The organism is Micromonospora sp. KC723 (assembly GCF_004348595.1).
Classification (GTDB): domain Bacteria; phylum Actinomycetota; class Actinomycetes; order Mycobacteriales; family Micromonosporaceae; genus Micromonospora.
Genome location: NZ_SMKD01000157.1, coordinates 1 through 11,738, shown reverse-complemented (window position 1 = coordinate 11,738; position 11,738 = coordinate 1). Strand labels below are relative to the sequence as shown.

14 protein-coding genes are annotated in these 11,738 nt (G+C 74.1%); 9 read left to right on the top strand and 5 right to left on the bottom strand.

Annotation, left to right across the window (positions count from 1 at the left end; translation table 11 throughout):
- Positions 1-171 precede the first annotated feature (171 nt).
- The gene (locus E1165_RS24850) at positions 172-957 is read left to right on the top strand and encodes a D-Ala-D-Ala carboxypeptidase family metallohydrolase (RefSeq protein WP_132394156.1); all 786 of its coding nucleotides are present in this window, start codon (positions 172-174) and stop codon (positions 955-957) included.
- Between the two features lie 96 nt (positions 958-1,053).
- Here E1165_RS24850 and E1165_RS24845 read toward each other — a convergent pair whose 3' ends face one another.
- From E1165_RS24845 to E1165_RS24835, 3 genes are all read right to left on the bottom strand, one after another.
- Positions 1,054-1,605: a hypothetical protein gene (locus E1165_RS24845; protein WP_132394155.1), complete on the bottom strand. Its 552-nt coding sequence runs from the start codon at positions 1,603-1,605 to the stop codon at positions 1,054-1,056.
- Between the two features lie 170 nt (positions 1,606-1,775).
- A complete protein-coding gene (locus tag E1165_RS24840) occupies positions 1,776-2,384 on the bottom strand; it encodes a response regulator transcription factor (RefSeq protein ID WP_132394157.1) in 609 nt (202 codons plus the stop codon).
- Between the two features lie 71 nt (positions 2,385-2,455).
- Positions 2,456-3,697: a sensor histidine kinase gene (locus tag E1165_RS24835; protein ID WP_132394154.1), complete on the bottom strand. Its 1,242-nt coding sequence runs from the start codon at positions 3,695-3,697 to the stop codon at positions 2,456-2,458.
- Between the two features lie 132 nt (positions 3,698-3,829).
- On the opposite strand from E1165_RS24835, the gene E1165_RS24830 reads away from it, so the two are divergent.
- From E1165_RS24830 to E1165_RS24805, 6 genes are all read left to right on the top strand, one after another.
- Positions 3,830-4,726 (top strand): ABC transporter ATP-binding protein, encoded by an 897-nt coding sequence (locus E1165_RS24830; RefSeq protein WP_132394153.1) that lies wholly within the window; start codon positions 3,830-3,832, stop codon positions 4,724-4,726.
- The gene (locus tag E1165_RS24825) at positions 4,723-5,508 is read left to right on the top strand and encodes an ABC transporter permease (protein ID WP_132394152.1); all 786 of its coding nucleotides are present in this window, start codon (positions 4,723-4,725) and stop codon (positions 5,506-5,508) included. Before E1165_RS24830 ends, E1165_RS24825 begins: the two co-directional genes overlap by 4 nt.
- A gap of 2 nt (positions 5,509-5,510) precedes the next feature.
- Complete coding sequence (locus E1165_RS24820; protein WP_132394151.1) at positions 5,511-6,236, top strand: hypothetical protein; 726 nt, start codon at positions 5,511-5,513, stop codon at positions 6,234-6,236.
- A 192-nt stretch (positions 6,237-6,428) separates the two neighbouring features.
- Entirely contained in the window at positions 6,429-7,361 is a 933-nt protein-coding gene (locus tag E1165_RS24815; protein WP_165945318.1) for a ParA family protein, read from the top strand.
- On the top strand, positions 7,358-7,786 hold the full coding sequence (locus E1165_RS24810; RefSeq protein WP_132394149.1) for an SAP domain-containing protein: 429 nt from the start codon (positions 7,358-7,360) through the stop codon (positions 7,784-7,786). The genes E1165_RS24815 and E1165_RS24810 overlap by 4 nt, the downstream gene beginning before the upstream one ends.
- 164 nt (positions 7,787-7,950) lie before the next feature.
- Entirely contained in the window at positions 7,951-8,178 is a 228-nt protein-coding gene (locus E1165_RS24805; protein ID WP_132394148.1) for a TM2 domain-containing protein, read from the top strand.
- Positions 8,179-8,224: 46 nt separating this feature from the next.
- Here E1165_RS24805 and E1165_RS24800 read toward each other — a convergent pair whose 3' ends face one another.
- Both E1165_RS24800 and E1165_RS24795 read right to left on the bottom strand, forming a co-directional pair.
- Positions 8,225-9,190, bottom strand: a complete 966-nt coding sequence (locus E1165_RS24800; RefSeq protein ID WP_132394147.1) for an MBL fold metallo-hydrolase — start codon at positions 9,188-9,190, stop codon at positions 8,225-8,227.
- A gap of 156 nt (positions 9,191-9,346) precedes the next feature.
- Positions 9,347-10,231 carry a serine hydrolase gene (locus E1165_RS24795; protein WP_132394146.1) on the bottom strand — a complete coding sequence of 295 codons (885 nt, stop codon included), beginning with the start codon at positions 10,229-10,231 and terminating at the stop codon, positions 9,347-9,349.
- 36 nt (positions 10,232-10,267) lie between these two features.
- Between E1165_RS24795 and E1165_RS24790 the strand changes: the two genes are divergently transcribed.
- Both E1165_RS24790 and E1165_RS24785 read left to right on the top strand, forming a co-directional pair.
- Positions 10,268-11,227 (top strand): LysR family transcriptional regulator, encoded by a 960-nt coding sequence (locus E1165_RS24790; protein ID WP_132394145.1) that lies wholly within the window; start codon positions 10,268-10,270, stop codon positions 11,225-11,227.
- A 56-nt stretch (positions 11,228-11,283) separates the two neighbouring features.
- The coding region (locus E1165_RS24785) for a DUF6359 domain-containing protein (protein WP_243704979.1) at positions 11,284-11,738 on the top strand (455 nt) is incomplete at its 3' end.

Sequence of the window (11,738 nt, the reverse complement as noted above, 5' to 3'; positions counted from 1 at the left end):
GGCGGGTTGTAATCCGTCCAACTCTCAGGTAACGCCCAGAAACCAGTGCTTCTCCGAACAATTCTCACCAACTGCCCCTAACCGACAGGAGAGCTGCCAAGGTGGAGAGGACAGGGCGTCCCGGTCGATGCCTCCCAGTCAGCCCATCGCTCTCGTAACCGGAGGACACCTGTGCGCGTACACACGCTCAAGCGGGCCCTCGTGGCCTTGGCCCTGGCGCTGCCAGGAGCCACGATCGCCACCGTGGTCGCCGCGCCGGCGGCCCAGGCCGACGCCTGCTACACCTGGAAACGCACGCTGGTTCGGGGGCACTCCGGGGAGGACGTCCGCCAACTGCAGATCCGGGTCGCCGGGTGGCCCGCCACCGGCGGGATCGTCCGGATCGACGGACAGTACGGACCGGAGACCGCCGCCGCGGTCCGCCGGTTCCAGGCCGCGTACGGGTTGCGCGTCGACGGGATCGCCGGCCCACAGACCTTCGCCAAGCTGTACCAGTTGCAGGACGACGACTGCACGCCCGCGCACTTCAGCTTCAGCGAGATGGACGACGGATGCGGCCGGGGCGGGTGGAGCGGGGGCCCGCTGCCGGCCGCGGAGACCCGGGCCAACGCGCTGCGCACCATGTGGAAGCTCGAAGCGCTGCGCCACACGCTCGGTGACCGGCCGCTCTACGTCACCAGCGGCTTCCGCGACACCGCCTGCAACCGCGAGGTCGGCGGGGTGGCGGACAGCCAGCACCTGTACGGCAACGCCGCCGACGTGACCTCCCGGACGAGCTCGCTGTGCGACATCGCCCGGGCCGCCCGCGGCCACGGATTCAGCGGGATCTACGGGCCCGGCCACCCCGGCCACAGCAGGCACGTGCACCTGGACTCGCGCCGCGAGAACAACCGCGACCGGACGAGCAACACGACGAGTTGGTCGGCCCCGGACTGCGGGGTCGGCTCCGCCGACTGAGCGGGCCGGAACATCGACGCCAGCCCGGCCCGGGTTCCGACCCGGTCCGGGCCGGCGTCGCCGGCACCCCGGTGACACCGGCGGTCGGGGCCGCGCTCAGCTTGCCCGGGGCCAGCGCGGCGCGGTGGCGGGGGGTGCCACCGGCCGGCCGGGCACGCCGGGCCGGATGCCCTGGGCAGCCGGCCGGATCCCCTGCGCCGCGGCCGGCCGCATGCCCTGGGCGGCGGGCCGGCCGGCCTGGCCGCGCGTCGGATAGGCGGGAACGGGCCGGCCCGGCGGCACGCGGCCCGGCTGGCCGGGCGCCGGGCTTCGCGGCGGTGTCACCGCGGCGGGACGCGACTGCGCCGGGGTGCCGTAGGTGAACGGGAACGGCACGTGCACGAACGGGTTCCCGTGCCGGATCAGAGCCTCGATCTGCCGCTCGTTGAGCCCGTGGTTCTCCAGTACCCGCCGGCCCCACCGGTGCAGCCGGCACGGGTACGACGCGCCGTCGTTACCGCACAGCGCCCCGGTGGGCCACTCCTCGGCGGCGTGTACGACCACCGCCCGCACCGCGAGCCGGACGTCCTCCGGCGTCAGCGGCGCCGGCACCGGCACCTCGCCCAGAACCAGATCGATGGGGTCCGTCGACTGCTCACCAACTCGCACGGCAGGCCTCCCGCAGCTCGCCAGCGACTGCGGCTGTCCGCCGCAGCGCATCCTCGGCCAGTGGTACGGCCCGCGCGGGACAGAAGTTCAATCGCGCCGGGCGGTACCCCGCCGCCCGTCGGCGGCGGGCACGGTCAGGGCACGCCGGGAACGGGCCGCCGTACCGCCCGTCAGACCAGGCCGGCGTCGTGCACCAGCAGCGCCACCTGCACCCGGTTGTTCAGTTCCAGCTTGGCCAGCAGTCGGGACACGTACGCCTTCACCGTCGCCACGCTCATGAACAGCTCCGCCGAGATCTCGGCGTTGGTGCGGCCCTGCCCGAGAGCGAGCGCGACCTGCCGTTCCCGTTCGGTCAGGCCGGCGAGCGCCCGCAGCGCCCGCTGCCGCCGTTGGTCGCCGCCGGACCCAACCGGGCCGGCGGTCACCTGGGCGATCAGCTTGCGGGTCACCGTCGGGGAGAGCGTCGCCTCCCCCGCCGCCACCCGCAGCACCGCGCGGACGATCTCCGCGGGCGGGGTGTCCTTCAGCAGGAACCCGCCGGCGCCGGCCCGCAGCGCCCGCAGCACCTGCTCGTCGGCGTCGAAGGTGGTCAGCACCAGCACCTCGGGCGGATCCGGCAGCGTACGCAGCGCCTCGGTGGCGGTCAGCCCGTCCACCCGGGGCATCCGGATGTCCATCAGCACCACGTCCGGCGCGTACGCCTCGACGGCGGCCGGCACCTCGGCGCCGTCGGCGGCCTCGCCGACCACCCGGATCTCCGGCACCCCGCCGAGGATCATCGACAGCCCTGCCCGGACCAGCGGATCGTCGTCGACGACGAGCACCCGGACCGCGACCGCCTCCCCCGCGCTCACGACGCCGGCCAGGGCAGCCAGGCGGCGAGCTGGAAGTCGCCGGCGGCGTCCCGCCCGTGCGCCAGCCGACCCCCGGCCAGGCTGACCCGCTCGGCGACCCCCACCAGTCCCGTGCCGGTGCCCGGGATCGCCGAGCCGACGACCTCACCGACCGGCAAGGGGTTGCGGATCTCCACGGCCAGCCCGTCGCCGGGCCCGCCGGCCAGCCGCACGGTCACCCGCGTCCCCGGCGCGTGCTTGCGGGCGTTGGTCAGCCCCTCCTGCACGATCCGGTACGCGCTGCGCCCGACCGCCGCCGGCAGGGCCGCCGCCTGGTCGACCTCGTCGACCACGCCGACCCGAACCCCGGCCGCGCGGGACTCGGCGACCAGCGCCGGCACGTCACCGAGGGTCGGCTGAGGCCGCTCCGGGATGGCCTCGCCACCGGCCTCGGCGCGCAGCACGCCGATCACCTCGCGTAGGTCCTGCAGGGCGGCGTGCGCGCTGGCCCGGATCACCCCGGCCGCCCGGGCGACCTCCTCCGGGGGCGCGTCGGGGCGGAACTCCAACGCCCCGGCGTGCAGGCTGAGCAGGGAGATCCGGTGCGCCAGCACGTCGTGCATCTCCCGGGCGATGCGGGTGCGCTCCAGCTGCCGCGCCTGGGCCACCCGAAGCTGCTGCTCGGCCTCGGCCCGGTCGGCCCGCTCACGCAACGACAGGACCAGCTGCCGGCGGGCCCGGACGAACAGCGCCCAGGCCACCGCCACGCCCACGATCAGCACCGTCCAGGCGACGGCGGGCCAGAACGGCAGCTCCGGGTCCGGTCGGAGCGCGAGGTAGACCGGCGTGGTGGCCAGATGCCAGGCGACCAGGGCGGCACCCGTCGGCAGGGGCCGGTGCAGCAGCACAGTGAACAGGATGACCAGCATCGCGATGCCGGCGCTGGACGAGAAGAGCGCCAACGGTGCCGTGGCCACCGCCAAGGCCAGCGGCCAGCGGCGGCGCAACCAGAGCGCGGCGCTCACCCAGACCCCGAGCACCAGGTCGACCCCGACCAGCCAGCCCGGCCCGGCGTTGAGCGCCAACTCCGGATCCGGGCTCACCGCGTCGCCGAAGGAGAACAACGCCCAGGCGAGGGCGAGCAGGAAGCAGAGGCTGTCGACCACCCAGTCCCGGGCCGTGCGCCGCACCACGGTCGGCGAGCGGGTCAGGGCCCCCGGCAGCAGCCAGGGGTGTTCGGGTACGACGGCGACGCTCACCCGCCCATGCTAGGAAGTCGGCTCCGCGCGCCGATACCTACCAAAGTCGACGGTGCCGGTAGACCGAGGTATCGCCGGTTCTCGACCGCCGGCCGCAGCGGACAGCCGGGTGGCCCCGGCAGGCTCGACGCCATGATCGAAGTTGACCACCTCACCAAACGGTACGGGCCGCAGGCCGCCGTGAACGACGTCTCGTTCCGCTGCGAACCGGGCACGGTCACCGGTTTCCTCGGCCCGAACGGCGCCGGCAAGTCCACCACCATGCGGATGATCTGCGGACTGACCCCGCCCACCTCGGGTGGCGCGACCGTCGCCGGGGTGCCCTACCGGCGGCTATCCAACCCGGGACGGGAGGTCGGGGTGCTGCTGGACGCCTCGGCGCAACACGCCGGGCGAACCGGCCGGGAGGCGTTGACCCTGGCCGCCCGGACCATGGGCGTGGACCGCCGGCAGGTGGCCGCGAAGCTCGATCTCGTCGGGTTGAACGAAGCGGCGGCGAAACGACGGGTCGGGGCGTACTCGCTGGGGATGCGGCAGCGGCTCGGTTTGGCGCTGGCGCTGCTGGGTGACCCCCGGGTGCTGATCCTCGACGAGCCGGCCAACGGCCTCGACCCGGAAGGGATCTTCTGGATGCGGGGCCTGCTGCGCGACTTCGCCGACCGGGGCGGCACGGTGCTGCTCTCCAGCCACCTGCTGCGCGAGGTGGAGGCGGTGGCCGACCGGCTCGTCGTGATCGGCGGCGGCCGGGTGGTCGCCGCCGGCGACAAGGACGAACTGCTGGCCGGCGCCGGAACCCTGGTCCGCGCCCGCGACCCGCACGCGTTGCGGTCGACGCTGGACCGGGCGGCGCTGCCCGCCACCGCCGGCACCGACGGCGGCTTCCTGGTCCACGCCGAGCCCGGCGCGGTCGGCCAGGCCGCGGCGGACGCCGGGCTGGTCCTCACCGAGCTGCGGCCCGCCGGCGCCGGTCTGGAACAGCTCTTCCTCACCCTCACCGCCGGCACGTCGACGAAGGAGACCGTGCAGTGACCACCGCCACCACCGCCCCGGCCCCCACCGTTCACCGACCGGCCACCAGCGGGCCGTCCCTGGCCCGGCTGACCGAGGTGGAACTGCGCAAACTCACCGACACCCGGGCCGGCCGCTGGCTGCTGGGGGTGATCGGGTTGGTCGCCGCCGCCATCGTCACGGTGCAACTGTTCGTCCTCGACGACCCCGAGCAGACGTTCCAGGCCTTCTTCATCCCGTCGCTGTTCCCGGTCGGGCTGCTGCTGCCGGTGCTGGGCATCCTCTCCATCACCGCCGAGTGGTCGCAGCGCACCGCGCTGACCACCTTCGCCCTGGTGCCCCGCCGGGGCCGGGTGGTCGTCGCGAAGCTCGCCGCCCTGGTGCTGGCGGCGCTGGCCTCGGTGCTGGCGAGCCTCGCCGTCGCCGCCGTCGGGACACTGGTCGCCAACGCCACCGGCGGGGCCGGAACGTGGGCCTTCGACTGGCAACTGCTGCCGCACGCCGCCGTGTTCCAGGTGGCGAACGCGCTGATGGGCGCGGCCTTCGGCCTGCTGCTGCTGAACACCCCGCTGGCCGTCGTCAGCTACCTGCTGCTGCCGACGGTCTGGAGCGTCCTCGCCGCGATGGTGACGGCGCTGCGCCGGCCGGCGGAGTGGCTGGACACCGCGGTCACCCTGGAACCGCTGCTGGGCGCGGAGGTGACCGCCGGGCAGTGGGGCCGGCTGGCGGTGTCGCTGCTGGTCTGGCTGGCGCTGCCGCTGGCCGCCGGGCTGGTCCGGGTCATGCGGCGGGAGGTCTCCTGATTGTGGACGCGCAGGGACACGGCACGGCCACCGTGGTCGACGGCGGCGTCACCGAACTGGTGGTGATGTGGGCCGGATTCCCGCTGCTCGGGACCGGGCTGGGCGCGGCGCTGACCGCCGCGTCCGGTTGGCTGGCCGAGCGGCCCTGGGTGCCGTTCGACGGCTGGTTCGCGTTCCTGGCCCGCCTGCCCGAGCAGCAGGCGTACGCCGCCGGTTGCGCGGTGCCGGCGCTGGCCGGGCTGGTCCTCGCGTACGTCGGGACCCGGGAACGGCTCACCGTCACCGTCGGCCGGACGGCGGTGCGGCTGCGCCACGACGGCCACGAGCAGGAGGTCTCCCGGGCCACGGTCGCCGGCGTCTTCGTCGACGGCACGGCGCTGGTGCTGCTCGGCGTCGACGGCGGGGAACTGGCCCGGGAGAAGTCGGACCTCAACCGGGAACGGCTGGCCTCGGCGTTCACCGGGCACGGCTGGCCGTGGCGAAAGGAGGATCCGCACCGGGGGGCGTACCGGCGGTGGGTGGAGGGGTTGCCCGGGTTGCCGGCCGGCGCGGACGCCCTGCTGCGGGCCCGGCAGCGGGCCCTGGACACCGATCGGGGCGGCGAGGCCCGGGAGCTGCGCGCTGAGCTGGGGCGGCTCGGGGTGGTGGTGCGCGACGAGGAGAAACGACAGTACTGGCGGACGGCCGGGGATCCGCTTGACCGGAAGGGGCGCACCGACGGCGGGTAGCGTGACGGGCACGGAACGCGCCCGACGACGAGGTGGTGTTGCCGGTGGCGGGTGACCGCCGCCGGCCGGGCCGGACCCCCGCCCGTCCCCACTGTCCACAGGCGCGTACCGACGGTAGCGGAGTTGCCGTCGTGAATGGCCAGACGCTGCGCCGGCCGCTACCGTTCCTCCCGTTGCGGGAGGAGACGTCCGGTGTACGTGGTGTCCGTGATCAACTACAAGGGCGGGGTGGGGAAGACCACCCTGACCGCCAACCTCGGCGCGGAACTGGCCAACCGGGGGATGCGGGTGCTGCTGGTCGACCTGGACCCGCAGACCAGCCTCACCTTCAGCTTCTACGACCCGGACGACTGGCGGGAACGGCTGCGCGCCAACCGCACCGTCAAGCGCTGGTACGACGGGCTGCGCGGGGACACCCCGGCGGTGCCCCTCGGTGAGCTGGTGGTCTCCCCCGGCCCGGCCAACGCCCACCTGTCCGGCGCGGGGCGGCTCGACCTGATCGCCTCCCATCTCGGCCTCACCGACATCGACCTGGCGCTGGCCCGGGGTGTCGCCGACGGCGAGGAGTACGACCGGGAGCTGTTCCGGGTCCGCGGCTCGCTGGCCGAGGGGCTGCACGACGAGGCGTTGGGCGGCTACGACCTGGTGCTGATCGACTGCCCGCCGAACCTCAATGTGGTCACCCAGTCCGCCATCATCGCCAGCGACCACCTGCTCATCCCGGCTAAGGCCGACTACCTGTCCACCCTCGGCATCGACTACCTCTGCGGCAACGTGCGCGAGCTGGTCGACCGGTACAACGCCGACTCCCGGCGGTTCGCCACCATCCGGCGGCACCACAAGGTGGCTCCCGGCATCGCCGGGGTGGTGTTCACCATGATCCAGCTGACCGCGCAGCGGCCGATCTCCGCCCACCAGGTCTACATGGACCAGGTCCGCGCGCTCGGCCTGCCCGTCTTCCCGACCGTCCTGCGGGAGAACGTCTCGCTCTTCGCCACCAACGCCCCGCGGGGCGTGCCGGCGGTGCTGCGCCCCCGGGTGAGCCTGCCGGCCGTGCAGGAGGAGTTGCGGCAGATCACCACCGAGTTCGTCGCCCACCTCCAGCCGGCGCAGGTGGCGGCGTGACCGACCCGACGCGTACCGCCGCGTTGCTGGTCCGCCTCGCCGACCTGCTGCGCGACCTGCCGGCCGCCGAGGTGGCGGCGCTGGCCGAGGGGCGGGCCCGGCTGGCGGTGATGCCCGCCGGCGGGGCCGCGCCGGCCGGCGGTGCGCTCGTACCGTCGGCCGACCTAGGGGACCGGCGGTCCGTGCCGCGCCGGGCCGGTCCGTCGGACACCGACCCGGACCGGGCGGTGGCGGCGCTGGCCGCCATGACCAGCCGCGGCGACGGCACGGCGTACCTGTCGGCGTGGCCGGTGCGGGAGCTGCGGGTGTTGGCGGCCCGACTCGGGTTGCGCGGGGCGACCGGCCGCAAGGCCGATCTGGTGGAGCGGATCGTGGACCGGACGGTGGGTTTCCGGCTCGACTCGGCGGCGATCCGCCAGCTCTGAGCCGTCCGGCCCCGGGCTCCGCACCGGTGGTCACCGCCCGGTGGCGGGAGGCACCCCATCGGTTCGGTCCCGCCGTCCTTTCGGCCGGTCAGCCTTCTCCGATCTTGTCAGGGATCTGACCCCTGGATACGCTCCCGCGGCTACTCCGCTGAGAAAGGACCGCAGTGACCGTTTCTGCTCCGGCCAGCACCCAGAAGTCCTGGGTGGTCGCCCTGCTGCTCTGCTTCTTCATCGGTGTCCTCGGCGTCCACCGGTTCTACGTGGGCAAGGTCGGCACCGGCATCCTCCAGCTCGTCACCTTCGGTGGCCTGGGCATCTGGACCCTGATCGACTTCATCCTGATCCTGGTCGGCGCCTTCAAGGACAAGCAGGGCCAGCCGCTCGCCAAGTGAGACGTGGCCGGGGCCGGGATCGTGGCGATCCCGGCCCCGACCGGCGTCAGAACCGGTACGCGGTGCCGTACTCGGGCACCAGGATCCGGCTGCGCGGTGACGCCCGGCGGACGGCGGCGACCAGGTCGTCCAGCCGCTTCCGGTCGTTCGGGGCGACGACCGGCGGGTTGACCAGCGGCGTCTCGAAGTTGTCCCAGTGCACCGGCACCACGACCTTCGGGTGGTCCAGCGCGGCCATCAGCCGGGGCACGTAGTCGGCGGTGGAGCCGGTGGCTGGCAGCGCCACCATCGCCACGTCCGGCGCCAGCCCGGTGAGGTTGCGTTCGGCGAAGTCGCTGGCGCCCATGAAGAACACCGACGGGCCGCCGTCGACGCGGATCTGGTACGCCAGGGTGTCCCCCTCGGGCAGGTCGGCGACGGTGGCCGGCTTCGGCGGCGGGGTCACGCGTACGCCGGGGAAGGCGATCGACCACGCCGCGTTGCGGCTGTGCAGCGAGCCGACCACCTCGATCGTGTGGTCGCCGAACTCCAGCACCTCGCCGCCCCGGACGGGACTGAGCTGACCCGCCGGAACCCCGTACGCGATCCCCAGGTGGTACGCGGTGAGGGTGCCGAAGACCCGGGCTCCGGTCCGCACGGCGATGTGCGGGACGTCGTTGAAGTGGTCCCAGTGGGTGTGGGTGACCAGGATGGTGCTTGCCCGGTCCACCGTGGAGTCGACGACGGCGGTGTCGACGGTCAGCGGGGTCGCCGGGTCGAAGGCGCCCCGGAACAGGCCGGTGTCGTAGCGACTGAGGAACGGGTCGACCAGCACCGTCCGGTCGCCGATGTCGACCCGCCAGCCGGAGGTGCCCCACCAGCGGAAGCTGACCGCGCCGGACCGGGCGCGCCGGGTCGGGGCGGTGACGGTGCCCGCTGCGGCCTGCGCGGGTACGCCGGTGACGATCCCACCGGCGGTCACGGCGGCGGTGGTGCGCAGGAACCGACGGCGGTCGAGATGGTGTGTGGACATGCTGACGCTCTCCCCGTCTGGACTGGAACGTGGTCGTCACACAGCCCACCACCGCACCCTCGGCCACGTCCAAGATCAGAGGGGCCCGACCGCCATATGCGATGCGATATCAGCGCAGGTCACCGGCGGCCGACCTGGCCGCGGAACGCCGGGAGGTCAGGCGCGCAGTGCCGCCACGGCGGTCGAGGCGGCCTTGCCGATGGCCAGGTCCACGTCGATCCGTCGGGTGGCGAGCCGTTCGGTCCGGACGAGGACGGCCATCGCGTACCGGCTGCCGTCCGGGTACTCGGCGACCCCGGCGTCGAGGTGCAGCCCCGGTAGGGTGCCGGTCTTCGACGCCACCCGCACCCCGGGCGGGAAGCCGGAGGCGAGCCGGGTCCAGAAGAGCTGCCGGGACATCAGCTCCCGGACGGTGGCGCAGGCGGCGGCCGGACCGGCCTGGTCGCGCCAGATCAGGCTGAGCAGCCGGGTGAGTTCCCGGGCGGTGCTGGACGTGGTGCGCTCCGGGTCGAAGACCCGCATCGCCCGGATCCGGTCGGCGGTCAACGTGGGGAAGATCCGGGCGAAGTCCGCCTCGGTGCGGGCCCCCACGTCGGCGAGCATCATCTCGACCAGCTGCCGGGGGCCGCCCACGATCCGGGTACGCGGCAACCCCAGCTCGGCGGCGAGCATCGGCAGCACGTCCGCGCCGACCCGGCGCAGCAGCAGCTCGGCGGCGGTGTTGTCGCTGACCGACATGGTGAGGTACGCCAGGTCACGCAGGGACATCTCGACGTCGTCGGCGCAGCCGGCCACACCCCACCCGCCGAGCCGGTCGGCGGCGGTCACCACCACCCGTTCGGTGGGGTCGAGCTGGCCGGCTGCGGCCTGCCGGGCGAACTCCAGCACCAGCAGGATCTTGAACACCGAGGCGATCACGCTCTGTCGGTCGGCCTCGACGGCAACCTCACGGCCGTCCGGTCCGTCCACCGGCACAACGTGCACGCTCCCGGTGACCCCGGCCCGGGCGAAGATGTCGCGGATCCGCTGTCGCACTGCCACAGCGGCACGGTATCGGGGCTGCCGTATGGTCCGGGCGTGGACCTGCTCCGCCACCTGCGGCACTTCGTGGTGGTCGCCCGCGAGCTGCACTTCGGCCGGGCGGCCGAGGCGCTGGGCATGGCACAGCCGCCGTTGAGCCAGTCGATCCAGCGGCTGGAGCGGGAGTTGGCGGTGGAGCTGTTCGACCGTTCCCGCCGTCAGGTCCGGCTCACCACGGCCGGGCAGCTGCTGCTGGGCGAGGCGGACGAGCTGCTGGCCGGGGAGGCCCGGCTGCGGCACCTGATGCACCGGGTCCGCGAGGGCGCGTTGGGTGTCTTCCGCGCGGGGGTGCCGCCGGAGACCCCGGCGGTGACGTTACGCGCGCTGCTGGACCGGCTCACCGCGTCCGCCCCTGGGCTCGACGTCGACCTGCACGAGTTGACCAGCGCGGAACAGGTGCGGATGCTCACCGAGCGGCGACTCGACGCGGGCCTGGTGCACCATCCGGTGGAGTCGGGCGGGCTGCGTTTCGGTCCGCCGGTGGACGTGCCGGTCGGGGCGCTGCTGCCCCGGGCGTCGCCGCTGGCCCGGCCGCGGGAGGTGGCGTTGGCCGACCTGGCCGGGCTGGACCTGGTCGCCCCGCCCCGGGTCACCGCGCCTGGCTGGTACGACCACCTGCTGGACGTGTGCCGCCGGCACGGCTTCGTCCCGGCCCGGGTACGACCGGCCCGTAACCCGGAGTTCGCCTTCGGCCTGCTGTTGGCCGGCGGCGCGGTGGCGCTGGAGCCGCAGGCGCTGGCTCGGCGGGAGCCCCGGATCGCCTGGCGGCCGATCGCCGGGGCGCCCCTGGTGCGGCGCACCTCGGCGGCCTGGCCGGACCGCTCGGCGCACCCGGCGGCGACGATGTTCGGACAGCTCGCGGCGGAGGTGCTGGTCGCGCAGGAGCCGGCGCCGCCGGCGGCGGTGGCGCCCTCGGAGCGACCGTGGCCGGTGCTGTTCGACGCCACCCACGGCTGAGGATTCCCACTGACGCTCTCCCGCCGTTCACCTTCCGCCCGATAACATCGCCGACCATGGATACAAAGAGCTCCACCCGCCCGCGACCCGGGCGGGTGGTCACGGCGTTCGCGCTCGCCGTCATCCTGGTGATCTCGGTGGCGGCGACGTCGGCGTCCGCGGCGACCACCCTGACCGTCGCGCAGGCCCTGGCGGCGCAGGACGGCCGGTCCACCACGGTCACCGGCTACGTGATCGGTCAACCCACCGCCTCGAACACGGTGATCACCTCCCACTTCACCGCCGACACGGCGCTCGCCATCGCCGACACCGCGACCGAGACCAACACCGGCCGGATGCTCTACGTACAGGTCACCACGGCGTACCGGAGCAGCTTCGGGCTGCTGACCAACCCGTCGCTGCGGGGCAGGCAGATCACCGCGACCGGCACGCTGACCGCGTACTTCAGCCACGGCGGACTGAAGAGCCCCACCGCGATGGCCCTCGTCGGGGGCCCCGCGCCGTCCCCCAC